Consider the following 25,014-nt stretch of genomic DNA (forward strand, 5'->3'; position numbering starts at 1 on the left):
ATTTCCTAAATGGTCATGCCCGCGAAGGCGGGCATCCAGTACTCGCCGACGTTCATGGCCAACCGTGACTGCGACAGCGTACTGGATCGTCCGGTCAAGCCGGACGATAACGCCGTATTGTCGGATCGGGCTGCGCCCTTCATCTCACACCAGCGCCTTGCCGCCGGCGAAGGCGGCCGCGGTCGCATCATCATTGGCTTCCGCCGGCAACAGCATTTCGTTGTGCGCCTTGCCGGATGGAATCATCGGGAAGCAGTTTTCAAGCGCCGCGACCCGGCAGTCGAACAGCACCGGTTTGTTCACCGAGATCATCTCCGTGATCGCCCCGTCGAGATCAGACGGCTTCGTTGCTTGCAGACCGACGCAGCCGAAGGCATCGGCAAGCTTGACGAAATCCGGTGACGCCTCGGAATACGAATGCGACAGCCGGTTGCCATGCAGCAACTGCTGCCACTGCCGCACCATGCCCATATACTGGTTGTTGAGGATGAAAATCTTGATCGGAAGCCCGTGCTGAACGGCCGTCGACATCTCCTGCATCGTCATCTGCACCGAAGCATCGCCGGCGATGTCGATGACGAGGCTATCGCGGTGCGCGACCTGCACCCCCAGAGCAGCGGGCAGGCCGTAGCCCATGGTGCCGAGACCACCTGATGTCATCAAGCGGTGCGGCTCCTCGAAACCGAAGAATTGCGCCGCCCACATCTGATGCTGGCCGACTTCGGTGGTGATGTAGGTGTCGCGGCCCCGCGTCGCCTCGAACAGCCGTTGGATCGCGAACTGCGGCAGGATCACGTCGTTGTTTTTCTTGTAGGCGAGAGAGTTGCGCGCGCGCCAGCGTCCGATCTCGAACCACCACGGATCGATCCTGGGCTTCTTGTTTTCCTTCTTGAATGCCTCCAGCAGGTCGGTCATCACGCTGCCCGCATCGCCGATGATCGGCACGTCGACGCGGATGTTCTTGTTGATCGACGAGGGATCGATATCGATGTGAATCTTCTTCGACCCCGGCGAAAATGCATCGGTGCGGCCGGTGATGCGGTCGTCGAAGCGCGCGCCGATGCACAGCATGACATCGCAATCATGCATCGCCATGTTGGCCTCATAGGTGCCGTGCATGCCGAGCATACCGAGCCAGTTCTTGCCAGAGGCCGGGTAGGCGCCGAGCCCCATCAGGGTCGATGTGACCGGAAAGCCGGTGGCTTCGACCAGCGCGCGCAACGTCTTCGACGCATCGCGGCCCGAGTTGATGATTCCGCCGCCAGTATAAATCACAGGCCGCTTGGCATTCGCCAGCAGCGTGACGGCCTTGCGGATCTGTCCGGCATCGCCCTTGGTCTGCGGTTTGTATGAAACGTGGACGTCCGATTTACGCGGCGGCGTATAGATACCGGTCGCGAACTGCACATCCTTCGGCACATCGACCACAACAGGCCCAGGCCGGCCCGTGGTCGCGACATAGAACGCCTCGTGCAACACCCTGGCGAGATCCTTGACGTCGCGCACCAGCCAGTTGTGCTTGGTGCTGGGCCGGGTAATGCCGACGGTGTCGCATTCCTGGAACGCGTCGTTTCCGATCAGGTGCGTGGGCACCTGTCCGGTGATGCAGACCAGCGGGATCGAGTCCATCAGTGCATCGGTCAGCGGCGTCACCATGTTGGTGGCGCCAGGCCCCGAGGTCACCAGCACCACGCCCGGCTTGCCGGTGGAGCGGGCATAGCCCTCCGCCGCGTGACCAGCGCCCTGCTCGTGCCGGACCAGAATGTGCTCGATCTCGCTCTGCTGGAAAATCTCGTCATAGATCGGGAGCACCGCGCCTCCCGGATAGCCAAAAATGTGTTCGACGCCATGATCGACGAGGGCGCGGACGATCATGGCCGCACCGGTCATCTGACGTGAATCTTGGCGTTTACTTTCGCTCATGGTTGGCTCCGGATTGGCGCGGGCTTCTGGTCGTGATCGCTGCATCGCAGAAATAAAAAAGGGCCTCTGAAGGGCCCCGGCACACCGCCTTGGATTGGGACGGCCTCAGCCGCCCCGGGCGGTGCTCCGGGGTACGACGATAACAAGGACGATCTTGGTAACAAAGTTGCTCATTCTATCGTCAATACTTCCCAAAGGTTGCGCGGGTTATAGAAGCCGGATTCGCCGTCGTCAACCGTGTTTCGATGCAAATATGCCGGCTCCGGGCGTTTGGCGAGGATTCATACCGGGACACGCGACTTAGCGTGGGCCCGGAATAACACAGCTAAGTTGCGCTTCCGCCTCCTCCGGACTCGTCCACCGAAACTCCGGCAATTGATGACGAAACCATGTGAACTGCCGCTTGGCGTAATGGCGGGTGTCGGCGCGGCCGATCTCGGCGGCCTCCTCCAAAGAAATCTCCCCGCGCAGATGCCGCATCAGCGCCGGCACGCCATGCGCCTTCATCGCCGGCAGCAGCGGATCGAGGTGGCGTTCGGCCAGCGCCCTCACCTCCTCCAGCGCGCCGGCCGCGAGCATCGCTCCGAAGCGGGCATCTATTCGCGCATAGAGCGCTTCACGATCCGGCGCGAGGAAGATCGCCCTCACTTTGTCCGGCGGCAGCAGCGGCGGCAGGCCATCGCGATGCCAGTCGGTCAGCGAGCGACCGGTCGCCTCGACGACTTCGAGCGCGCGGGCGATGCGGGCGCGGTCGCGCGGCTTCAGACGTTGCGCCGCCGCCGGATCGCGCCGCGCCAGAACAGCGTGAAGCGCCTCGGCCCCGTCCCGTTCGAGCCGCGCGCGCACGTCGTCGCGCACTTGGGACGGAATCGGCGGCACCGCCGACAGGCCGCGCGTCAGCGCCTTGAAGTAGAGGCCGGAGCCGCCGGCGAAAATCGGCAGCCGGTTTTGTGCGAGCGCTTCTTCGAGCGCTGCCGCGGCATCGGCCACCCACATTCCGGCGGAACAGTTCACGTCCGCATCGACATGACCGTAGAGCCGGTGCGGTACGCGCGCTTCCTCGTCGGGCGTCGGGCGCGCAGTGATGATGCGGAGGTCGCGATAGACCTGCATCGAATCGGTGTTGATGACGATGCCGCCGGTCCGCTCGGCAAGCGAAAGCGCCAGCGCGGACTTGCCGCTCGCGGTCGGCCCTGCGATAAGCACGGCATCCGCCGCCCCGCCGTCTGCCTCGCCAGGATTCGTCCCGCTCATGTCGCTCGTCGCCACGCTTATCTGCAATCCGGCCAACCCCGCGCTCGATAGCACGGTGCTCGACGGGACGCGTGCAATTCTTGGCAATGCGGGTTCGGCGCACTGGCTGTGGGACGAGGTCGCGGCCGACATTCCCTTCGAAAGCGACGAGTCCATTCCGGCCATCATGCAACGCCTGCGCGAAGCGCGCGGCGATCTGCCGATCGACGTGGTGGTCCAGCCGCAGCTTGATCGGCGCAAGAAGCTGTTCCTGGCCGACATGGACTCCACCATGATCGGCCAGGAGTGCATCGACGAACTCGCCGATTTTGCCGGCCTCAGGGCGCAGGTTGCCGCGATCACCGAGCGCGCCATGCACGGCGAAATGCAATTTGAAACCGCGCTACGCGAGCGCGTGGCGTTGTTGAAGGGACTTCCCGTCACCGTTGTCGACGAGGTGCTGGCGAAACGCATCACGCCGACGCCGGGCGGACGCGAACTGGTCATGACCATGCGCGCCAACGGCGCCTACACCTGCCTGATCTCCGGCGGCTTCACGCTGTTCACCACAGCGGTGGCCGCCATGATCGGCTTTCAGGAAAATCGCGGCAACACGCTACTGGTCGAAGACGGAAAATTATCAGGCAAGGCCGCCGAACCGATCGTCGGCCGCGAGACAAAACTTGCGACGCTGATCGAACTGCGCGAGGCCTTCGATCTCGACAACCTGGATACGCTGGCGGTCGGCGACGGCGCCAACGACCTCGGCATGATCCAGCAGGCGGGCCTCGGCGTCGCCTATCATGCCAAGCCGGCGGTTGCCGCCGCAGCAGCTGCGCGAATCGATTATGGCGACCTCACCGCCTTGCTTTATGCGCAAGGATATCGACGCGACGAGTTCGTCGGCGCTTGAGACCGTTTGGACTAAACATCGCAAATCCGCCGTCATCACCGGGCTTGTCCCGGTGATCCACGTCTTTTGCGATGGTGGCGACAAAGACGTTGATGGCCGGGTCAAGCCCAGCCATCAAAACGCTCGACGATGTAGCTCGTCCTCTACTTCAAGCTCAGCGCCACAAACCGCAGTTCGCCGGTGCCGTTCGAAACCATCAGCAACACCGCCTTTTTGCCGTCCTTCTTCAACTGATCGATACGCTTGCGGATATCGGAGGCGCTGCTCACGGCTTCCTGCGCCACCTCGACGATGACGTCGCCGGCGCTGAGCCGCTTCTCGGCCGCGTCGGAATCCGCGTCCACGTCGGTGATGATGACACCCTTGACGCTGTCCTTGATCTTGTAGCGCGTCCGCAGGTCCTTGCTCAGCGCGGCCAGATCGAGGCCGAGCGCCTTCTGCGTTACGGGCTTGTCGTCGCTGTCGGGCTTGGTCTTGACCGAGACCGGCGTGGCCTTGTCGCTGTCGTCGAGCCGCCCCAGCGTCACCTTCTTGGTCTCTTGCTTGCCCTTGCGGATGATCATGACGTTGACGGTCTTGCCGACGGCCGTGTCGGCCACGATGCGCGACAGATCTTTCGGCTCCTTGATATCCTTTCCGTCGAAAGCGATGATGACGTCGCCGGGTTCGATGCCGGCGGGCTTGGCCGGGCCCTTGTCCTCGACGCCGGCGACCAGCGCGCCGCGCGCCGGTTTGATATTGAGACTGTCGGCGATTTCGTCGGTGACCTGCTGAATGCGGACGCCGAGCCAACCGCGACGCAGTTCACCAAACTGCCGCAATTGATCGACGACGCCCGCGACCGTTTTCGACGGCACCGCGAAGCCGATGCCGATCGATCCGCCCGACGGTGAGATGATCAGCGTGTTGACCCCCACGACCTCGCCATCGAGGTTGAATAGCGGGCCACCGGAATTACCGCGGTTGATGGCGGCGTCGGTCTGGATGTAGCTGTCATAGGGGCCGTTGTTGATGTCGCGGTTGCGCGCCGAGACGATGCCGGCGGTAACGGTGCCGCCGAGGCTGAACGGATTGCCGATGGCAACCACCCACTCGCCGAGCCGCAACTTGTCGGAATCGCCGAACTTGACGGCCGTCAGCGGGTGCGGCGGCTTGAACTTCAACACCGCAAGATCGGTTTTCTTGTCGACGCCGACGATCTCGGCCTTGACCTTGATGCCGTCGTTCAGAATGACGTTGATCTCGTCGGAATCGGCGATGACGTGATTGTTGGTGACGACAATCCCGGCGGGATCGACGATGAATCCGGAGCCGAGCGAGTTGGTCTTGTGCGGTTGCAGACCGCCATCCTTGCCGCCGCGGCGGTTTTTGAAGAAGTCGTCGAAAAACTCCTCGAATGGCGAACCCGGCGGAAGCTGCGGAATGACGCGGTGCCCCTCGCTGCCGCCTTTGGCTTCGACCGTCTGGGTCGTCGAGATATTGACCACCGCGTCGATCACCTTTTCCGCGACGTCGGCAATGCCGTCGGGACCGCGGGCCAGCGCCGGCGCGGATATCAGGGCACTCGCGGCGCCGAGGCAAAGCGCGGCCAACAGGGAACGCCGGCGAAAGCTCAACGCGGGGATCGCTCCGGTCATGTTTCAAATCTCTCCTGGAGAAGCATATTGCCGGGCGTACAGTGCGCCCGAACGCCGTACCCGCGCAAGCAGCGGAAACGACGTTCGCCGGTCACCAGCGGTTGCGATTACGGCGAAAAGCCGGCGCCGCCTTCACGATACCGTTGCCGGGGCCGGGTTACCGCGAACCGGTTTCCGTCCTCGGGTCAAGCTCGAAGTGGGTACCGGTTCGCGTGAAGAAAACGCGTCAAATCAAAATCACAGAGACCGCTTCTGATTCCGTCAGAAGCGGAATGGCTCTAGTGCCTGACCAGCCAGATCAAGAATAGCCCGGCAATGGCCGAGCCGATGCCGGCCATCCGCAAAACGTGTTCCGGTACCGCCAGCGCACTTTTCATGGCGCGCCGCGTCCAATCCGGCGCTGCCGCGAACAGGATGCCTTCGAGCATGAAAAGAATGCCAAGGCCGATCAGGAAATCGGTGAAGGCAATGGACCCCATCGGACAGCGCCTACTCCGGCATCGCCAGGTTTCGGTTTACGGCTTCGGCGCGTCGCCTGCAGCGGGCCTGCCGCCGGGATGTCCGAAGAAGCGGAAGAAATCGGAATCCGGCTTCAGCAGGAAGCGGGTGTCGCTGCCCTTCAAGCCCTTCTGATAAGCGGTCATCGAGCGGTAGAACGCAAAGAATGCCGGGGCCTGATTGTAGGCCGCGGCAAACAGCCGGTTGCGCTCGCCATCGCCCTGACCGCGGATCTGCTCGGACGAGGAATTGGCCTCGGCGACGATCACGGTCGCTTCCTTGTCGGCCTTGGCCCGGATCTCCTGCGCCTTTTGACCGCCCTGAGCGCGGAACTCGGCGGCTTCGCGTTGCCGCTCGGTCTGCATGCGCTGATAGATTGCCTGGCTGTTCTGCTCCGGCAGATCGGCTCGCCGAATCCGGACATCGACCACCGAGATGCCGTATCCGCTGGCCTCCTTGTCGAGCTGGTCGCGGATGCGGGCCATCAGCGTTTCGCGCTCGTCCCGCACCACCTGGATGAACGTCACCTCGCCCAGAACCCGGCGCAGCGATGCGTTGAGCAGCGTCGTCAACTGGATATTGGCGACCTGGACGGTACCGACGCTTTGGTAGAACCGCAGCGCATCCTTGATGCGATAGCGCGCGAACGCATCGACGACGAGCCGCTTCTGATCCGACGCAATGACTTCCTGCGACGCCTGCTCGAGGTCCAGGATTCGTTTGTCGATGTCGATCACGGAATCGACGAACGGCGCCTTGAAATGCAATCCCGGCTCGGTGACGACGCGCACCGGTTCGCCGAGTCGCACCAGCAATACCTGCTCAGTCTGGCTCACCGTGAAAACGGAACTGTATCCCACCACCATCAAGGCCGCCGTAAGCAGCAGCGCGGCAATCCCTATAACTCCGACTTTCATCGGGCACTCCCGTTCGTCTTGGCTGGCGGGTTCGCGGTCTGGTGCGCAGCGCCGCGCTGCGAAGTCAATTCGCTCAGCGGCAGGTAAGGCACGATACCCGCCGAAGACGATGAACCCGGATCGTACACCAGCTTGTCGGCGTCCCCGAGCACCTGCTCCATGGTCTCCAGGTAGATGCGCTCGCGCGTCACGTCGGGCGCCGCCTTGTAGGCCTCATAAACCTGCAGGAATCGCGAACTCTGACCCTTGGCTTCGGCGATGGCCTGTTCCTTGTAGCCTTCGGCGTTCTGCACAATCTGCGACGCCCGTCCGCGCGCATCGGGAATGACGCGGTTGGCATAGGTCTGGGCTTCGTTCTGCAGCCGCTCGAGGTCGGCGCGCGCCGCCTGCACGTCGCGGAATGAATCGATAACCTGAGACGGTGGGTCGACCTTCTGCATTTGCACCTGCTGAATCAGAACGCCAGCGCCATACTGGTCCAGCGTCTTCTGCATCAGATCCTGCACCGAGACTTCAATTTTGGTTCGCTCGGACGTCAGAATCGGTTGAATATCCGAGCGTCCGACCCACTCGCGCATCGCGCTTTCGGCCACGGCTTTGACGGTGCCTTCCGGATTCTGGATGTTGAACAGGAAGTCACCGACCCCATCCGGCTTGATCCGCCACAACACGGTGAAATCGACGTCGACGATGTTTTCGTCGCCGGTCAGCATCAGGCTTTCCTCCGGCACGTCGCGCATCGTGCTGGTGTGCCGCGCCGGGTCCTGCACCAGGGTCATACCGATATTGAGGGTGGAGACGCGCAGCGCCTTCGGCAGCAACACGGTCTCGATCGGATACGGCAGATGATAGTTGAGGCCGGGCTGCACGGTCCGCACATGCTTGCCGAAGCGCAGCACCGCGCCGAGTTCATCGGGTTGCACCCGGAAGAAACCGGACATGCCCCAGATCACAATCGCGCCGATCAGGATCAGCACGATGCCCATGGTGCTCAGATGTCCGCCCGGCAACAGTTGCCGAAGACGCTCCTGAGCGCGGCGCAGCAGATCCTCGAGATCCGGCGGCTTCGGCCCCCCCGCCGGCTGCGGGCCGGATCCCCATGGTCCTTTCGGACCGGAGCCCCACGGGCCTCCGCTTTGATTTTTCCACGGCATCGACACTCTCCTACGCGCGGATCCGGCTTCGCAAACCCCCGCCTCGCTCTGTCTGTTCGACCTTATAGGGGACGCTTACGGCCCTTACAACGCGGCTTGTTGGCTGCAAGGAGCTATATCCGCACAGCTAAATGTCAATGCAAACATCGCGGAATGCGGTTAATGCGGCGTCCGACGGCGATATGTCACATAAGAATAATCGGCGGCGTCGCCAGCGGCCGCCCGGTTTCGGCAGCGCGCGGTTTCGCGCCAAACCGACGGATCGATCGCCGGAAAAACGGCATCGCCATCGACCCCGGCGTGAACTTCCGTCACCTCGAGACGATCCGCCACCGGCATCGACGCGGCATAAATCTCCGCTCCGCCGATCACCGCGATCTCAGTGACCGAACGCCGCAGCGCATCCCCTTTTGCGACGGCTAGGGCGTCCGCCAGCGATCGCGTCGCCACCGCGCCGACCGCGGCAAAGTCGGGATCGCGGGTAATGACGATATTGGTTCGTCCCGGCAACGGCCGGCGCAACGAGTCGAAGGTCTTGCGGCCCATCACGATCGGCTTGCCCATGGTGATCGCCTTGAAGCGCTGCTGGTCGGCTTTCAGCCGCCACGGGATTTGATTGCGCTGACCGATCACGCCACTCTCGGCCACCGCGACGACCAGGACAATTTCCGGATGCGGGAAGACAGCTACGGTCACACCGCGACCTCTGCCTTGATATGCGGATGGGGATCGTAGTTCTCGAGTTTGAAATCCTCGTAGCGGAACGCGAAGATACTCTTCACCTCGGGATTGATCGTCATCGTCGGCAGCGATCGTGTCGGCCGCGTGAGTTGAAGCCGTGCCTGATCGAGGTGATTCAAATAGAGGTGCGCGTCGCCGAGGCTGTGCACGAAGTCCCCGGGCTTGAGCCCCGTGACCTGCGCGACCATCATCGTCAGCAACGCATAGGACGCGATGTTGAAGGGCACCCCCAGAAACACATCCGCCGAGCGCTGATAAAGCTGGCACGACAGTTTTCCGTCGGCAACATAGAACTGAAACAGGCAGTGGCACGGCGGCAGCGCCATCTTGTCGACATCGGCCGGATTCCACGCGCTGACGATCAGCCGCCGCGAATCCGGACTGCGCCCGATCATGTCGACTACGTTGGCGATCTGGTCGATGCTGCGTCCGTCCGGCGCGGGCCATGAGCGCCACTGCGAACCGTAGACCGGGCCGAGATCGCCGTTGGCGTCGGCCCACTCGTCCCAGATCGAGACGCCGTGCTCCCTCAGATACCTGACGTTGGTCTCGCCCTTCAGGAACCAGAGCAGTTCATGCACGATCGACTTGAGCGGAAGCTTCTTGGTGGTCAGCATCGGAAATCCCGATGCGAGATTGAAACGCATCTGATGCCCGAAGATGGACAATGTTCCGGTGCCGGTACGGTCATGCTTCTCCGCGCCGTCGCTGAGAATACGTTCGAGCAGATCGTGGTACTGGTTCATGACATCGGCGCTTTCGAGCAAGTAAACTTAGCGCCCGACCGGTTGGCCCGACAGCAACTATTCGCGCTACGCCCCAATTATACCCGAAAACAGGATCGCTGAGGCAAGGTCCGGTTTTGCCGCGTTTCATATTCGCATGTAGGGAACGAGGTCGGCCCAGCACACCACGTTTGGCTCATTTCCGGTGTGGCGCCGACCCGAAAGCGCGAAATGTGCCGTCGGGTACCTTTCTTCCTGAGCCCTCGCAGACTATATTCAGAGCGCCGGTTCGCCGGCTATGGAAATAAACGGCCGTCGTAATAAACCATTCGGACCCGGGGGCAGTACCCGGCGCCTCCACCAGATCCCGACCCGAACCCATGATACGCATAAATTTGGCGGGTTCCGGCGGGGGCGAAACAGGATCGACGAGGGCGTAAAGGGCTCGCTTTTTCTCGGTATGGTTCCGCCGTTATCGGGCTATGCAATAGTTGCAAACGACAACTATGCTCCGGTTGCTCAGGCTGCGTAACGCAGTTTGAAAGACCATTCTGAAGTCCTGACGGGTTAAGCTCCGTCAGGCGGGGTTCGGAGGCACCTGGCAACAGAAGCCTCCACTCTATATCCGTTCGCCTCTCCAGCGAACTGGCGACGAGAATTTCACCAGCCCGACCCAACCGCTGCTGACCCGGCGAGATCGCCGGAGTATCATTGGCAAACGGTGCGAGTCGGCTTCAAACGCTCGCAGGGAATTTGCACACCTCTGCGGGGGCGATGGACCAACCGATGTCAACCGATCATATCCGATACGATCTGCTGGCGCGCGACGCGCTGCGCGGCGTTCTGCGCCGGGTGCTGACGGACGCCGCCGAGCAAGGGCTGCCGGGCGAGCATCACTTTTTCATCACCTTCATGTCAAAGGCCGACGGGGTGAAGATATCGCCCCGCCTTCTGGCGCAGCACCCCGAGGAAATGACCATCATTCTCCAGCACCAGTTCTGGGATCTGACGGTGAGCGAGGAGCGCTTCGAGGTCGGCCTGTCGTTCGGCGGCATTCCCGAGCGTCTCGTGGTTCCTTTCAACTCAATCAAAAGCTTCTACGATCCATCGGTGCAGTTCGGTCTGCAATTCGAGCCGGCCGAAACCGAGACAGCCGCGGCCGATATGCCACCGGGGGCGCCTTCGCCGGCGGTACCTTCACCGGCAGTCCTGGCCGTTCCGGACACTCCCTCCCCGCCCGCCGCCGCCGAAACCGAAGACAAACCCAAACCCAGCGAAGGCGCCGAGGTTGTCAGGCTGGACCGCTTCCGCAAGAAGTAGTCCGCGTTGCATTTGCCGAGGTGCCCTGATCCGCGGGGATGCGGCTGTTTGCGTTTGCCATTGCCCTATCAATCATAACGGACTGAATTCATGGTTTCCTCATCGCGCAAAACCAAAACGGGGACGCGAACGGAAACCGACAGTTTCGGCCCCATCGACGTTCAAGCCGACCGCTACTGGGGAGCCCAGACTGAGCGCAGCCGGCGGAACTTCCGCATCGGACACGACCGGATGCCGATGCAAATCGTCCGGGCGCTCGGCATCGTCAAGCTCGCAGCGGCAGAGACCAACCGCGAGCTGGGCCTGCTCGACCGGCGGCGCGCGACCGCAATCATTCGCGCCGCGCGCGAAGTGATCGACGGCAAGCTCGACGATCATTTTCCGCTGGTCGTCTGGCAAACCGGCTCCGGCACGCAGACCAACATGAACCTCAACGAGGTGATCGCCAACCGCGCCAGCGAGTTGCTCGGCGGCGAACTCGGCGCCAAGAAGCCCGTTCATCCCAACGATCACGTCAACATGAGCCAGTCGTCGAACGACTCATTTCCGACAGCCATGCACATCGCGGCGGCCCAGGGCATCGCGTCCGACCTGGTTCCCGCTCTGACCGCACTGCTCAAGGCGCTGCGCAAAAAGGAAAAGGCGTTCGCTCATATCGTCAAGATCGGCCGGACTCATACCCAGGACGCGACGCCGCTGACGCTCGGCCAGGAGTTCTCCGGCTATGCAGCGCAAGTCGAGAGCGGCCTCGCACGGCTTCGCACCGCGATAAAGGACCTCTATCCACTGGCGCAAGGCGGAACCGCGGTGGGTACCGGCCTGAACTCGAAGCCGAAATTTGCGAAACTGTTTGCGAAACACGCGGCGGCGCTTGCGAAACTCCCGTTCACGAGCGCTCCCAACAAATTCGAGGCGCTGGCCTCCAACGACGCTTATGTTTTCGTTCACGGGGCGATCAACGCGGTCGCAACCGGCCTGTTCAAGATCGCGAACGATATTCGTTTTTTGGGTTCCGGGCCGCGCTCCGGCCTCGGAGAACTGATCCTTCCCGAAAACGAACCGGGGTCGTCGATCATGCCGGGGAAGGTCAATCCGACCCAGTGCGAAGCCATGACCATGGTTTGCTGTCAGGTGTTCGGCAATCACACCACCGTGACGGTCGCCGGCAGTCAGGGACATTTCGAACTCAACGTTTACAGGCCTGTTCTGGCATATTGCATGATCAACTCCATCCAATTGCTCGCCGACGTCGTGCGTTCCTTCACCGAGCACTGCATCGAGGGCATTCGCGCCGACGAGAAGCGAATTCACGACCTGATGCAACGCTCGCTGATGTTGGTGACGGCGCTCGCACCCAAGATCGGTTATGACAACGCGGCGACGGTCGCCAAAGCCGCCCACGCCCGCGGAACGACGTTGAAGGAGGAGGCTCAGCGGCTTGGCTTTGTCACGGCCGCGGAATTCGACCGGCTGGTGCAGCCCGACAAAATGACGCGACCAGGATGACGCGCCCCGCAGAAACTTAGACCCTACCAGTGGCGAGGCTGGTATTCCAAAAACCAGCGCCTCGGGAACGGTTATATTTCATATCGTCTAAAGAATGAGAGAATATTTTCTACCACCGTTGCGGTGCATCATGGTACAGCACAAACGATAGCCGCTTTTGCAGCGGAATTTTTGACTTTTGAAGGTACGCGCTCCCAGCATTTGAGATGGCGGAATCGGTCATGGGGGATGTGGTCAATCTAAGCAAGCGCAGGAAACGCGCCGAACGGGAACGGACGGCAGAGATTGCCGACGCCAATCGAGCGCGCTTTGGCCGCCCCAAGGCTGAGCGCGATCTCATCGAACAGCGCATGATGCGGGAGAAACGTCTGCTCGATCAGCACCGCATCGACGGCGAGGACGGATCATGAAATCGCCGGTGGTGAAACGATCGATCGTGGTGGCCGGCCACAAGACCAGCGTGAGCCTCGAGGAGGCATTCTGGAACGGAATGAAAGAAATCTCGAGCCTTCGCGACATGACGCTGTCCGAACTGGTCGGCGAGATCGACAGCAACCGTCAACAGGGCAACCTGTCCTCGGCGATCCGCCTTTTCGTCCTGGACTACTTTCGAAGCCGCGCGATGGCTGCGGAATCCGAAAACAGCCCGAGCGCCGGATAGCGGGCATCGGATCCCCTGCGGCGAATCTCATCCGTGAAATCCCATCCGTGTGTCTGCTCACGTCAGCGTCACGATAGTGAACTTCACTTAGGTTGTTTCCCGAATACCGGCGCTCTGCCCTTTCAGCTATTATGTACCTGTACCTCGATGATCCGCCACGGTGCCGATCAGAGGTGGGCCGCTGAAGATCACCTGCATGCCCGCGGCGCGGTCCACCGATGATGCGCAGCATCGCTATCGCAGTTTAGACCGAACAAGCCGTCCGGTGAGATGTCATCGTGCGCCGATGATGACGCTTTCCGAAAAAACCAGATGGAGTCAATCATGCGAAACGACCAAAGCGGCGATCGCCGCGGCGAGCGCGAATATGCCGTCGTTAAACGATCGGTGATCGTCGGCGGTCACAAGACCAGCGTGAGTCTCGAAGACGCATTCTGGACAAGCCTGAAAGATATCGCGATGCGGCGAGGCATGACCCTTTCCACGCAAATCGCCTCGATCGATACCGATCGCAGGACCAGCAATCTGTCTTCGGCGATCCGTCTCTATGTGCTCGAGCATTTTCGCACGCGGGCGGCGAGCACCATGTTCATCGGCGAACGTCTGGCACCATCCACACGGCTTGCGCCGCTTGGTCCGGAATAGCAGAACCTCGCTCCGGTTTTGTTGTGGAGCGTTGTCTTCACCCGACCCAATACCCCCCGCGTCGCTTGAAACGCCTTAGCGCGTATTCTGATCGCGAAATACGCGCTAGAGAGCCGGTCGCGCGGTCGACGCCGGCGGCCTCTGCACCAGCGGCTGGCGCGGGTGGAGCGGCTTTGGAATCGGCGCAGGCCGTATCTCGACCGGTGCCGGCAGGGGCGCAGCCGATGGTGGCGTCGGCGCGTTGGACGCCTGCGGCGTGGTCGCCGGACCCGGTGTGACGGCCATCCGAGGTTTCGCGCGGGACCGCCGCGGATCGCGCTTCGGAACGGGCACATTGGCGACGGGCGGATCGTTCGTCGTCGGTGGCGCAGCGGAAACCTCTGACGGTTCGGCCGGAAGCGATGCCATCGCCGGCGATGGGATGGCCATCCCCGGTTTTGCGGGAGACCAACGCGGATCGCGCTTCGGGACAGGTGCATTGGCGACAGGCGCCTCGTCCGTCGCCAATGGCGCAGCGGAAACCTCTGACGGCTCAGCCGGAAGCGATGTTGTCGCCGGCGGCGGGATGGCAGGAGGCAGCGCGGGCGGCGACGCCATGCGTTGCTCGATCGAGTCGAGCCTGCGGGTTTCGCGATCGATCGCCCTCACCGCAAGCCACGAAGACAGCGCGGCAACATCAATGGTCCGGTGGATCGCGTCGGGCGGCCCAACCGCGAATATCTGAACTTCCGGACGATTGTTCGCGGACCCGGCCGACGTTGAAGCAAGGCTGGCGCGGATATCGACCTGATCCGCCGCGATGTCATAGCCACCGGAGACGATGGCCTGCGCCCCGTCGCCCTCCAGAGCCGTCGCGCTCACATGGAGGCGGCCATCTCTCACGATGAACGGAATTTGCGCCGATGCGACCGCAAACGGATTCACGGACAGAGATCGCTCCACGATCTGCTGCAATTTGGCGTCGTCCGATGCTCCGCCATCGCCCGCATCGATCGCTGCATTGAACATGTGCGGATCAAGCCCCGCAATGCGCGCATGCTCGAGTGTGACCAGACCGTCGCCGGACAGCGCTCCGGCCAGCGCAGACGCGCTGCGGCCCTGGCTTGCAAATGTCATCTGCGCCGAAGCGTGGCCTGAAGGCATCGCCAGTGAACCGTAATGCAACGCCGAACCGTCGACGTTGGTAAGCTGAACTTTCGCATTCAAGGCAACACCGTCGGCGGCTTGCCGGATGTCGAGGCGTGCGGTGGCATCGCCATCGCCGATTTTCCCTTTCATCGCATCGAATGTCAGGGAATGGCCATCCGCTTTGACAATGCCGCTGACGGGCCGCAATTCGATGCCTCCCGGCAGCACGCCGCGCAGCGCCTCGAACGTGAGTTGACCGCGCCAACCTTCCGGCAGGCCGACACCCAGCGGCTCCGCCGTATCATGTCCCGCGGCGCCGACGGCAAGTCCAAACGCCGATGCCAAATCGAGCGTGTCGATTCCGATTTCGCCCTCGACGAGATTTTCGTTGCCGAAATTCACCGCAACGCGCCCGCGCATCCGGGCACCCGCTGCCATGCCATCGAGATCGTTGACAATCAGCTTGCTGCCGGCCAGCGCGACATGCGACGACAGGCTGACGTTCCGGGCACGGGAATCGGATGGCTTGAGATGCAGCAGCGGCCCGAGATCGACGCGGCGCACTGCGAGATGAAGGTCAGCCTTCCGGTCCGATGACCATGGCTCCAACGTTGCTTTTATTTCGGCATCCAGATCGGCTCCCGACATCCGCGCGTTCAGCCGGATCGGAGCATGCCAGACTCCCGTCGCCGTCCCCTCCAGCACGGACCGGTCGCGAACCGCGATCACACGGTCGAGACCCAGCAAGGCCGGCAAGGCTCCGCCTCGTTCCGCCGTCAGCTTCGTCCGGAGCGTCGCCTCGCTCTGTGCCAATGCATCGAGATCGGCCGTGCGCACGGCTTCGAGCGAAGGTACGGCCGCCAGTGACAGCGTGCCTTTCAGTTGCGGAAGATCGACGTCGAGCTTCGCGCTGGCATCGGCCTTGTTTTTGTCGGCAGGACTTTTATCGACATTCAGCGCGAGGTGGAGCCGCGCTGCTCCCGCGGCCGCCGGCATCGCATCGAGGCGCGCCGCGACGGTCGGCGCGACCGGAGCGATCAAACTCGTCATCTGCGCAACCGAGTCCGATGTCGCATTCAACGATAGCTGGCCGGTGGCGTCGACGCGGTCGAATGCGCCGGAGCCCTCCATCATGAAACCTCCGGGCGAGCCGATTTTCAATTGCTCCAGGGAGATTGTCTTTGGTCCATAAGCAAGTTTGGCGATGAATGGACGCAATTCCTGTCCCGCCGACATCGCGCTATCGACATTCAACGAGAGCTGTCCTTCATTCGGCCAACCGCCTTGCGGTCCCGCAATCGCGCGGACCAGGCCTGCCGCCGCATCGAGGTCGAGACGGTTCGCCCTGAGTTCCGCCTCGGCCCGCGCGCCATTCTCGGCCGTCGAATTGACGAACGCCAGCCGCCCTTCGACGCTGCCACCCTCGATATCGGCCTTGAGCTGATCGAAGGCGACCTGGCTTGAATCCACGGTCAAATTGCCACGCAGACGCAATGGCTTTTGGCTTTGATGGACGATGTCGCTGCGAGCTTGCAGCCAGCCGACGAATGCATCCGGATCGGACGATTCAACATCGAGCACACCGTCGAAATGTGCGGATGGCCCGGGTTGCGCGATCTGACCGTTAACCGCCACGCGCGTTGCGCCGGGAGCCTGGAATTCCAGCCGGCTGATCGCCCATGATGCGGCGTCGCCGCGTAAGTCAGCACCGAAATTTTGTATCGGGCGGCCGCCCAGCATGATCTGGTCCACGCTGATCCCGATTTCGGCGGCAAGCCACGGTTGCGGAATTTTCGTTAGATAGCTTTGTAATGCCGGAAACATCGTTGCGGGCGTGTCCCGATCCTTGCCAAGCAGGCGATCGGCGTCGAGTTGACGCGCGAACAATTCGGCATGAATCCGGGGCGACGCGCCGAAACGAACGTCGCCAACGCCTGCGAGCCTCAGCGCGGCATCGCCCGCGCCATAACTCGCTTCGACCTGCTCCAGCCGCGCGCCTTTCGGATCGGCCTTGACCTTGGCCGACACCCGCCATGGTCTTTGAGACGGGTCGCTCGAAAAGTTTTTACCATCGGCTTCCGCAGCGCCCGCCAGCGTCAGCGCGCCATCGAAATGCGGCGCACGCTCATCGAATGACAAAATTCCATCGAGATCGATGAATGCCGCGCGCGTTCCGGGATCGATCGCGACATGAACACGGCTGGCATCGCCGTCGCCCGCCTGACCGGACGAGATCCGGAATGGATAGCGCGTTCCTGACAGCTCGAAATTGCCGTCGCCGCGCACGGACGCGCCCGACGACCGCACATCGCCGCTGAAAGCGACGTCATTCAATTCAAGCGTGGAGCGGCTGGCCGCATCATGAAGCGCGACGCGGCCCGTGAGGTTCAGCCGGTCAATGGAAAACGAAGCGACATCGAGCGACCGCGACGACAGCGGCCAATCAATCCGCCCGCCGGAATCGAGACCGAGGTCGAGCGCGACGCCGTTGATCGTCAATTCGGTCGCGCGCCATTCTCCGCGCATCAGCGAACCCAGGCTGAATTCGACCGCGAGGTTGTCGGCGCGCACCTTGCCGGAATCGTTCGGCCCTCCGACCACAACTGAGCGAAGCTGCAATGACGGCGACGGCAGCAGCCGGGCGTCAAGCCCGCCGTCGACCCGCACCGGCGCGCCGATCACGCGCGCTGCCTCCGCCTCGAACTGGGGCCGAAAGCGGTTCCAGTCGATGAAATACGGCCCGATCAGCGCGGCGATGAGCGCGACAATGAATGTGATCGCCAGGCCGAGCAGCGTGGTCTGCACGGTATCTCCCCTTGAACCGTTCCGGCAAAATCGAAATCCGCTTCAGTATGGCTCTCCGGACGTCGTGCCAGAGCCTTCAAGACTGCCGTATCGATCCCAAGCCTGCAAGGCCGCACCAAACGAGCCGATGCAACATAATATCTGCAACTGTGGCGAAGTCGCAGCGGCGGTCGCCATCGTTTTCCAGGGCTGAAAGGGGCGCCCTGATGAAAGACCGAGGCAAAGGATGTATAGTGGTCGAGCGATCCGACAAATTCAGGATAGAGCATGAAAGGCACGCCCGCCACCGACCCGGACGATAAGCCCGAACCCTTTCAGTGTTCGGTCCTGCGGATCGAGCCGCAGTGGATCGACTACAACGGCCATCTCAACATGGCCTACTACAACGTCCTGTTCGACCGGGCGACCGACGAGTTCTGGCTCGAACTGGGAATCGGGCCCGACTACGTGAAGACGCGCACCGGCTCGACGTTCACCGCCGAGTGTCATCTGCGCTACCTGCGGGAAATTCATCTGGACGACCCGGTGCGGGTGTCCGTCCTGCTGATCGCCGCCGACGAAAAGCGTCTGCACACCTTCGAGGAGTTGCGGCACGCCACCGAAGGATGGCTTTCGGCGACCTCCGAAAACATGACTGTTCACATCGATATGGCCGCTCGTAAAGTCGCGCCCTTCCCCCCTGATATCCGTACGCGCATTCAGGCCGTCGTTGGCGCCCACAGCCTTATCACGCGCCCCGAGGGCATCGGCCGGAAAGTCGCGATGCCCTCGAAGTCACGTTAGCCGGCGCTACACGCGGGTGCGTCCGCGCAACAGCCCGACCACCGCCGACACGACAAACAGGATGACGGCGATGAAAAAGATGATCTTCGCGATTTCGACGGAGGCACCCGCGAGACCGCCGAAACCCAGAATACCAGCAATCAATGCGATAATCAGAAATGTCACGACCCAGCTCAGCATGACTTGATCTCCATTCTCAGCGCGCCCGTCTCGCGCATGGCCTGAGAAAACAATCCATCCCCGGAACAAAGGTTCCCCGACGCGGGAGGGTGAGAAGTCCTGAAAGATCGCCGGTTTTTCGGAACAAAATCGCGATCGCCGACCCGGGATCGCTTGCACGCCGGGCTTTAAAACTGATGCCAATCGCGTCGGTGTCCCTATATATATTCCTAATCCTGCTAAGAAGGCTCCCCTTCACCGCCCCGCAGTGTCATCGTGGGGAGAAGACGATTCGCATGACCGAACCGAACAGACTGATCCATCGCGACGTTCCCGAGCACCAGCCTGCCGCCGGTGGCATTGCTGCGCGCGCGCGCGCAGCGGCAACGCCACAATATCTGGCCGGGCTCAATCCGGAACAGCGCGAGGCGGTGGAAACGCTGGACGGGCCGGTGCTGGTGCTGGCTGGCGCGGGTACCGGCAAGACCCGCGTGCTGACGACTCGCATCGCGCATATCCTCAGCCAGGGCCGCGCCCGTCCCGGTGAAATCCTGTCGGTAACCTTCACCAACAAGGCCGCACGCGAGATGAAGCATCGGCTTGGCCAGATGCTTGGACATGCCGTGGAAGGCATGCCGTGGCTCGGCACCTTTCATTCCATCGGCGGCCGGATTCTGCGTGTTCATGCCGAGCTGGTGCACCTCAAATCCAACTTCACCGTTCTCGACGTGGACGACCAGATCCGCCTGCTCAAACAGCTTCTGCAGGCCGACAACATCGACGACAAGCGCTGGCCGGCGCGGATGCTGGCGGGGCTGATCGACGGCTGGAAAAATCGCGGGCTGACGCCGGCGCAGGTGCCGTCCGGCGAAGCCGCCGTGTTCGGCAACGGCCGCGGCGGCAAGCTCTATGCCGCCTACCAGGCGCGGCTGAAGATCCTCAACGCCGCGGACTTCGGCGACCTGCTGCTTGAGAACATCCGGCTGTTCCGCGAGCATCCGGACGTGCTGCGGCAATATCAGGGCCGCTTCAAGTTCATCCTCGTCGACGAGTATCAGGATACGAACGTCGCACAATATCTGTGGCTGCGGCTGCTGTCGCAAGCGCCGTCGCAATCATTGCCGGGCTTGACCCGGCAATCCGTCGTTTCTCCGGAAGATGGATCACCGGGTCTCGACGCGTCGCGTCGGCCCGGTGATGACGCACTAACAAAGAATATCTCCCCGCCCAAAAACATCTGCTGCGTCGGCGATGACGACCAGTCGATCTACGGCTGGCGCGGCGCCGAGGTGGACAACATCCTGCGCTTCGACCACGATTTTCCCGGCGCCAAGGTGATCCGGCTGGAGCGCAACTACCGCTCCACCGGCCATATCCTCGCCGCCGCCTCGCATCTGATCGCGCATAACGAGGGCCGGCTCGGCAAGACGCTGCGCACCGAGGATGTCGATGGCGAGAAGGTCACCGTCACCGGCTGCTGGGATTCCGAAGAAGAAGCCCGCGGCATCGGCGAGGAAATCGAACAGCTTCAGCGCGCCGGCGAAAAACTGAACGAAATCGCAATTCTGGTGCGCGCCTCGTTCCAGATGCGCGAATTCGAAGACCGCTTCGTGACCCTTGGCCTGCCCTATCGCGTCATCGGCGGTCCGCGCTTCTACGAGCGCGCCGAAATCCGCGATGCGCTCGCCTATCTGCGCCTCATCAACTCGCCGGCCGACGATCTCGCCTTCGAACGCATCGTCAACGTGCCTAAACGCGGCCTGGGCGATGCCACCGTCCAGATGCTGCACGAGATCGCTCGCAAGCGGCAGATCCCGCTCAGCGAGGCCGCCCGCGCCGTCGTCGAAACCGACGAGCTGAGGCCGAAGGCGCGCGGATCGCTGCGCGCCTTGCTCGACAGTTTCGACCGCTGGCGCGTGCAGCGCGAGACCATGCCGCACACCGAGCTTGTCGAGATCGTGCTCGACGAGAGCGGTTACACCGAGATGTGGCAGAAGGACCGTTCGGCCGATGCCGCGGGCCGCCTTGAGAACCTGAAAGAGCTGGTGCGCTCGATGGAGGAGTTCGAGAACCTGCAAGGCTTCCTCGAACATATCTCGCTGGTGATGGATCGCGACGGCGGCCCAGACGAGGACGCCGTCTCGGTGATGACGCTGCATTCCGCCAAGGGACTCGAATTCGACAACGTTTTCCTGCCCGGCTGGGAGGAGGGTCTGTTTCCGCATCAGCGTGCGCTGGATGAGCAGGGACGCGCCGGCCTCGAGGAAGAACGCCGGCTTGCCCATGTCGGCCTGACACGGGCGCGCCGTCGCGCGAAGCTTTACTTCGCCACCAACCGGCGCATTCACGGCTCGTGGTCGACAACCATCCCGTCGCGTTTTCTCGACGAACTGCCGGCGCACAACGTCGAGATCACCGAATCCAAGGGCGGCTCGGGCTGGGGCGGAACGGGCGGCTATGGCCCTTCGCGTTTCGACAATGTCGAGTCGTTCGGCTCGAGCTATGCGACGCCCGGCTGGCAACGCGCGCAGGCCAATCGCGGCCGCGGCGGTTTCAATGAGGCCGGCACGCCCTACAATGCGAGCCGATCGAAGTCGAAGCACGCGCCATTGACCATCGACGGTGAACTGGTCGCGAAATCCACCGGCACGACCTCCAGCTTCTCACCGGGCGACCGGGTCTTTCACCAGAAATTCGGCTACGGCAAAGTGGCGCGGATCGATGGCAACAAGCTGACTATCGCCTTCGAAAAAGCCGGCGAGAAAAAGGTGGTCGATAGTTTTGTGGAGCGGGTGTAGCCGATGGCGGAACATCGCCCGCATTCCTATGTGTTGACCGGCATTCTCCATCGTCCTGCCACCCTGCCGCGATAACCGGTCCCCTTCACTCCTCCCGCTCACAGCGTGTCAGGCCTGCATGTCGCCCATCATTTCCGTTTCCGGCCTGTCGAAGACCTACGCGTCCGGCTTCACAGCGCTGAAAGCCATCAACCTCGATATCAACCGAGGTGAGATTTTTGCATTGCTGGGCCCCAACGGCGCCGGCAAGACCACGCTCATCAGCATCATTTGCGGCATCGCGAACCCGTCGGCCGGACAGGTGCTGGTCGACGGTCACGACATTCAGCGCGACTTTCGGGCTACCCGCTCGCTGATCGGCCTCGTGCCGCAAGAACTGCATACGGATGCGTTCGAAACGGTGTGGGCGACCGTCAGTTTCAGCCGCGGGCTGTTCGGCAAACGCAAGAACCCGACTCATATCGAGAAGGTTTTGAAGGACCTGTCGCTGTGGGACAAGAAGGACAACAAGATCGTCACGCTGTCCGGCGGCATGAAGCGACGCGTGATGATTGCGAAAGCACTGTCGCACGAGCCGCAGATTCTGTTTCTGGACGAGCCGACCGCGGGCGTCGATGTCGAACTGCGCAAAGCCATGTGGGACGTGGTGCGGACGCTGCGAGCCTCTGGCGTCACGATTATCCTGACGACGCATTACATCGAGGAGGCCGAGGAGATGGCCGACCGGGTCGGCGTCATCAACAGGGGCGAAATCATTCTCGTCGAGGAAAAGACGGTGCTGATGCAGAAGCTCGGCAAAAAGCGGTTGAAGCTTCATCTGCAAGGCAGGCTCGATGCCGTACCTGCGCCGCTGGCGGCCTACAATCTCGAGCTTGCCGATTGCGGCACGGAGCTGATCTACACCTACGACACCCGGAGCCAACATACCGGCATCACCAGCCTGCTGGGCGAACTCCGTGCTGCCGGCATCAGGTTTTCCGACCTCGATACCACCCAGAGTTCGCTGGAAGACATCTTCGTCAGTCTGGTGAGGGCCTGAGATGAACTTCGAGGCTGTGAAGGCGATCTACCTGTTTGAAATGGCGCGAACCTGGCGCACGCTGCTGCAAAGCATCGTCTCGCCGGTGGTCTCGACGTCGCTTTACTTCGTGGTGTTCGGCGCAGCGATCGGGTCGCGCATCACGCAGGTTGAAGGCGTCAGCTATGGCACCTTCATCGTCCCGGGGCTGGTGATGCTGTCGGTGCTGACGCAAAGCATCACCAACGCGTCGTTCGGAATCTATTTTCCGAAGTTCATCGGCACCATTTACGAGATTCTGTCGGCGCCGGTATCCTATTTCGAGATCGTGCTGGGCTATGTCGGTGCCGCGGCGACCAAGTCTATCATCCTCGGCCTGATCATTCTGGCGACCGCCGGCTTGTTCGTGCCTTTGCACATCCAACATCCGGTCTGGATGTTGGCGTTTCTGGTCATGACCGCCGTGACTTTCAGCCTGTTCGGCTTCATCGTCGGCATCTGGGCCGACGGTTTCGAGAAGCTGCAGATGATCCCTCTCTTGATAATTACGCCGCTGACCTTCCTTGGGGGAAGCTTTTATTCGATCAGCATGCTGCCACCCGGTTGGCAAACCATCGCGCTGTTCAATCCGGTGGTGTATCTCATCAGCGGTTTCCGCTGGAGTTTTTACGAAATCGCCGATGTCAGCGTGTCCGTGAGCATCGGCATGACGCTGGGTTTTCTCGCGATCTGCATGTTGCTCGTCTGGTGGATTTTCAGAACCGGCTACCGGCTGAAAAACTAGAGCCTTATGGAATCAGAAGCGAGGCTCTATGATTTTGAATTAAAGCGTTTTCTTTACGCGAACCGGTACCCATCCTCGGGTCAAGCCCGAGGACATGCTTCGCCCGAAAACGCTCCAGGGTTTGCCGCCACGAACTAAAAAAATTGCGGCCCGGTTCGATCCGGACCGCACAGTCGTGGAGGAAATTCCTTATCGACGATAGCAGTGGAAATGGCCATGCTTCCAATAGCCGCGGCATCGATGCCCGCGGCGTGGCCCGCGATCCGGAATGCCGAGCACACCCTTGACGCCACCGACCGCGCCACCAACGCCGGCGCCAAGCGCGCCGCCGATCGCGCCGCCGACCGGACCGGCTGCACGATTGCCTTCGCGCGCTCCTTGGTTCGCACCCCGCTCCATGCCTCCGATGACGCCTTGCGCGTGCACCGGATGCGGAATGGATATGAAGGCCAGTGCGGCTGCCACAGCCGCTACCGCGACCTGCAGCCGAATGGAAACTTTGATCGGCAATGCTCCGGTTCTGATCGTCATCTGTGTCTGTGTCCTTATTGCTGGCTCGGCCGCGAACAGGCCATGGTCGCTGGATGGAGGTAAGCATAACGTGATCGCACTCCATAGGTTCCAACGGCACCGTCGTAGCGGTGGCCCGTTATAAAGCCATCGCTCACAAGGTTTCCCCCCCCACCGCCTTGGTTATGCCGCTTCGCGAATTAACGATGCCACGACCCCGCTACTGGCAGCGGTGCCGTTTCATGTGCATATATCGAGCGGGGAGACGGCAGGTGGCATTCGAGGTCGAGGTAAATGCGTACGTTTTTTATTCCGATCATCAGTCTGATGTTTTTTGCCGCCGGCAGCATGGCCGAGGCGAAGGTGTCGATCCTTGTCGACAAGGACAATCAGCAAATGACCGTCTCCGTCGACGGCGCCGAGCGCTATCAATGGCCGGTCTCGACCGGGAATCCGTCGCACGAAACTCCGAACGGCAAATTCCAGACCTTCCGAATGGAAGCCAACCATTTCTCCAAGGAATTCGACGACGCCCCGATGCCGCACTCGATCTTTTTCACCAAGGTGGGTCACGCCATCCACGGCACGTTCTCCGAGGGCAGCCTCGGCGTACCGGTGTCGCACGGCTGCGTACGCCTCTCGCGCGCCCACGCCAGCACGCTTTATGCGCTGGTGCAGAAGGAAGGCGTCCTCAACACCACCGTGACGCTGACCGGATCGTCGCGCGTCGCGCTGGCGCGCAATCCTCGCGGCAAGCGCAAAACCGATGTCGCCCGTCGCGACCCGGCGCCGGGCTACCAGTCTTATGACACTGCCGGAAATCCGGTCGATCTGACGCCGGGGCATATCGCGCCTGCTCAGCAGCCGCAGGCCACCGTTCGCGGCGACGACGGCTATATCTACCCGGCGGACGGCAGCTCCAGCGATCAGCGCTATCCCGCCCCGCGCAGCTATCGCCGCATCTACGGCGCGCAGACCGTTCCCCAGCGGCGGCCGTATCATAGCGATCAAGCGGATTACGGTTATGCGCAACCTTACCAGCCGCAGGTTTACGCACCGCGGCCTTATCAGCCGCGCGGCCTGTTCACGGAGTTCGACGACTGATCGCTACCGGTCCTCATCGTCGCGCAGCCACCGTTGGACTATGCCGTGGCAG

The 25,014-nt window shown here is 62.1% G+C and carries 23 protein-coding genes and 1 other RNA gene; 12 read left to right on the forward strand and 12 right to left on the reverse strand.

Features of this window, described 5'->3' with window-relative positions:
• Positions 1 to 5: 5 nt before the first annotated feature.
• The 3 genes from NHAM_RS26750 to miaA form a co-directional block, all read right to left on the reverse strand.
• Complete coding sequence (locus NHAM_RS26750; RefSeq protein ID WP_157043631.1) at positions 6 to 143, reverse strand: hypothetical protein; 138 nt, start codon at positions 141 to 143, stop codon at positions 6 to 8.
• A gap of 1 nt (position 144) precedes the next feature.
• The gene (locus tag NHAM_RS13950) at positions 145 to 1,923 is read right to left on the reverse strand and encodes an acetolactate synthase 3 large subunit (protein WP_011511167.1); all 1,779 of its coding nucleotides are present in this window, start codon (positions 1,921 to 1,923) and stop codon (positions 145 to 147) included.
• 300 nt (positions 1,924 to 2,223) lie between these two features.
• Positions 2,224 to 3,177, reverse strand: coding sequence for a tRNA (adenosine(37)-N6)-dimethylallyltransferase MiaA (miaA, locus tag NHAM_RS13955; RefSeq protein WP_011511168.1), 954 nt, complete (start codon positions 3,175 to 3,177; stop codon positions 2,224 to 2,226).
• Here miaA and serB point away from each other — a divergent pair.
• Positions 3,176 to 4,069 (forward strand): phosphoserine phosphatase SerB, encoded by an 894-nt coding sequence (gene serB, locus NHAM_RS13960; protein ID WP_041358162.1) that lies wholly within the window; start codon positions 3,176 to 3,178, stop codon positions 4,067 to 4,069. The two genes, miaA and serB, sit on opposite strands and share 2 nt — an antisense overlap.
• Before the next feature lie 143 nt (positions 4,070 to 4,212).
• On the opposite strand, the gene NHAM_RS13965 is transcribed toward serB, so the two are convergent.
• The 6 genes from NHAM_RS13965 to NHAM_RS13990 all read right to left on the reverse strand — a co-directional run bounded on the left by NHAM_RS13965 (position 4,213) and on the right by NHAM_RS13990 (position 9,762).
• On the reverse strand, positions 4,213 to 5,706 hold the full coding sequence (locus tag NHAM_RS13965) for a Do family serine endopeptidase (RefSeq protein ID WP_011511170.1): 1,494 nt from the start codon (positions 5,704 to 5,706) through the stop codon (positions 4,213 to 4,215).
• A gap of 278 nt (positions 5,707 to 5,984) precedes the next feature.
• The gene (locus tag NHAM_RS13970) at positions 5,985 to 6,185 is read right to left on the reverse strand and encodes a DUF2065 domain-containing protein (protein WP_011511171.1); all 201 of its coding nucleotides are present in this window, start codon (positions 6,183 to 6,185) and stop codon (positions 5,985 to 5,987) included.
• A gap of 36 nt (positions 6,186 to 6,221) precedes the next feature.
• Positions 6,222 to 7,121, reverse strand: coding sequence for a protease modulator HflC (gene hflC, locus NHAM_RS13975; protein ID WP_011511172.1), 900 nt, complete (start codon positions 7,119 to 7,121; stop codon positions 6,222 to 6,224).
• Positions 7,118 to 8,275, reverse strand: a complete 1,158-nt coding sequence (gene hflK, locus NHAM_RS13980; protein WP_011511173.1) for an FtsH protease activity modulator HflK — start codon at positions 8,273 to 8,275, stop codon at positions 7,118 to 7,120. Before hflK ends, hflC begins: the two co-directional genes overlap by 4 nt.
• A 159-nt stretch (positions 8,276 to 8,434) precedes the next feature.
• Positions 8,435 to 8,971 carry a dihydrofolate reductase gene (locus NHAM_RS13985; protein ID WP_011511174.1) on the reverse strand — a complete coding sequence of 179 codons (537 nt, stop codon included), beginning with the start codon at positions 8,969 to 8,971 and terminating at the stop codon, positions 8,435 to 8,437.
• Entirely contained in the window at positions 8,968 to 9,762 is a 795-nt protein-coding gene (locus tag NHAM_RS13990) for a thymidylate synthase (protein ID WP_011511175.1), read from the reverse strand. Before NHAM_RS13990 ends, NHAM_RS13985 begins: the two co-directional genes overlap by 4 nt.
• A 223-nt stretch (positions 9,763 to 9,985) precedes the next feature.
• On the opposite strand from NHAM_RS13990, the gene ssrA reads away from it, so the two are divergent.
• The 6 genes from ssrA (at position 9,986) to NHAM_RS14015 (ending at position 13,873) form a co-directional block, all read left to right on the forward strand.
• Positions 9,986 to 10,360, forward strand: a transfer-messenger RNA (tmRNA) gene (gene ssrA, locus NHAM_RS24990).
• A gap of 167 nt (positions 10,361 to 10,527) precedes the next feature.
• Positions 10,528 to 11,061 carry an SspB family protein gene (locus NHAM_RS13995; protein ID WP_041359016.1) on the forward strand — a complete coding sequence of 178 codons (534 nt, stop codon included), beginning with the start codon at positions 10,528 to 10,530 and terminating at the stop codon, positions 11,059 to 11,061.
• Between the two features lie 90 nt (positions 11,062 to 11,151).
• On the forward strand, positions 11,152 to 12,567 hold the full coding sequence (gene fumC / locus NHAM_RS14000; RefSeq protein WP_011511177.1) for a class II fumarate hydratase: 1,416 nt from the start codon (positions 11,152 to 11,154) through the stop codon (positions 12,565 to 12,567).
• Between the two features lie 221 nt (positions 12,568 to 12,788).
• Positions 12,789 to 12,977 (forward strand): DUF4169 family protein, encoded by a 189-nt coding sequence (locus tag NHAM_RS14005; protein WP_041359017.1) that lies wholly within the window; start codon positions 12,789 to 12,791, stop codon positions 12,975 to 12,977.
• Positions 12,974 to 13,228, forward strand: a complete 255-nt coding sequence (locus tag NHAM_RS14010) for a ribbon-helix-helix domain-containing protein (RefSeq protein WP_011511179.1) — start codon at positions 12,974 to 12,976, stop codon at positions 13,226 to 13,228. The genes NHAM_RS14005 and NHAM_RS14010 overlap by 4 nt, the downstream gene beginning before the upstream one ends.
• A gap of 324 nt (positions 13,229 to 13,552) precedes the next feature.
• A complete protein-coding gene (locus tag NHAM_RS14015; RefSeq protein WP_011511180.1) occupies positions 13,553 to 13,873 on the forward strand; it encodes a ribbon-helix-helix domain-containing protein in 321 nt (106 codons plus the stop codon).
• A gap of 105 nt (positions 13,874 to 13,978) precedes the next feature.
• Here the strand turns inward: NHAM_RS14015 and NHAM_RS14020 are convergent, their stop codons facing one another.
• Complete coding sequence (locus NHAM_RS14020) at positions 13,979 to 17,806, reverse strand: AsmA family protein (protein WP_011511181.1); 3,828 nt, start codon at positions 17,804 to 17,806, stop codon at positions 13,979 to 13,981.
• Between the two features lie 267 nt (positions 17,807 to 18,073).
• Here NHAM_RS14020 and NHAM_RS14025 point away from each other — a divergent pair, with 267 nt between their 5' ends.
• A complete protein-coding gene (locus tag NHAM_RS14025) occupies positions 18,074 to 18,589 on the forward strand; it encodes a thioesterase family protein (protein WP_011511182.1) in 516 nt (171 codons plus the stop codon).
• A gap of 6 nt (positions 18,590 to 18,595) precedes the next feature.
• Here NHAM_RS14025 and NHAM_RS24995 read toward each other — a convergent pair whose 3' ends face one another.
• Positions 18,596 to 18,769 (reverse strand): DUF1328 domain-containing protein, encoded by a 174-nt coding sequence (locus NHAM_RS24995; protein WP_011511183.1) that lies wholly within the window; start codon positions 18,767 to 18,769, stop codon positions 18,596 to 18,598.
• 275 nt (positions 18,770 to 19,044) lie between these two features.
• Between NHAM_RS24995 and NHAM_RS14035 the strand changes: the two genes are divergently transcribed.
• From NHAM_RS14035 to NHAM_RS14045, 3 genes are all read left to right on the forward strand, one after another.
• Positions 19,045 to 21,546, forward strand: coding sequence for an ATP-dependent helicase (locus NHAM_RS14035; RefSeq protein ID WP_011511184.1), 2,502 nt, complete (start codon positions 19,045 to 19,047; stop codon positions 21,544 to 21,546).
• Between the two features lie 118 nt (positions 21,547 to 21,664).
• Positions 21,665 to 22,585 carry an ABC transporter ATP-binding protein gene (locus NHAM_RS14040; protein WP_011511185.1) on the forward strand — a complete coding sequence of 307 codons (921 nt, stop codon included), beginning with the start codon at positions 21,665 to 21,667 and terminating at the stop codon, positions 22,583 to 22,585.
• A 1-nt stretch (position 22,586) separates the two neighbouring features.
• Positions 22,587 to 23,348, forward strand: a complete 762-nt coding sequence (locus NHAM_RS14045) for an ABC transporter permease (protein ID WP_011511186.1) — start codon at positions 22,587 to 22,589, stop codon at positions 23,346 to 23,348.
• Positions 23,349 to 23,537: 189 nt separating this feature from the next.
• On the opposite strand, the gene NHAM_RS28240 is transcribed toward NHAM_RS14045, so the two are convergent.
• A complete protein-coding gene (locus tag NHAM_RS28240; RefSeq protein WP_011511187.1) occupies positions 23,538 to 23,879 on the reverse strand; it encodes a hypothetical protein in 342 nt (113 codons plus the stop codon).
• Between the two features lie 273 nt (positions 23,880 to 24,152).
• Here NHAM_RS28240 and NHAM_RS14055 point away from each other — a divergent pair, with 273 nt between their 5' ends.
• Positions 24,153 to 24,962 carry a L,D-transpeptidase gene (locus tag NHAM_RS14055; protein ID WP_011511188.1) on the forward strand — a complete coding sequence of 270 codons (810 nt, stop codon included), beginning with the start codon at positions 24,153 to 24,155 and terminating at the stop codon, positions 24,960 to 24,962.
• Positions 24,963 to 25,014 lie beyond the last annotated feature (52 nt).

Source organism: Nitrobacter hamburgensis X14, assembly GCF_000013885.1.
Lineage (GTDB): Bacteria > Pseudomonadota > Alphaproteobacteria > Rhizobiales > Xanthobacteraceae > Nitrobacter > Nitrobacter hamburgensis.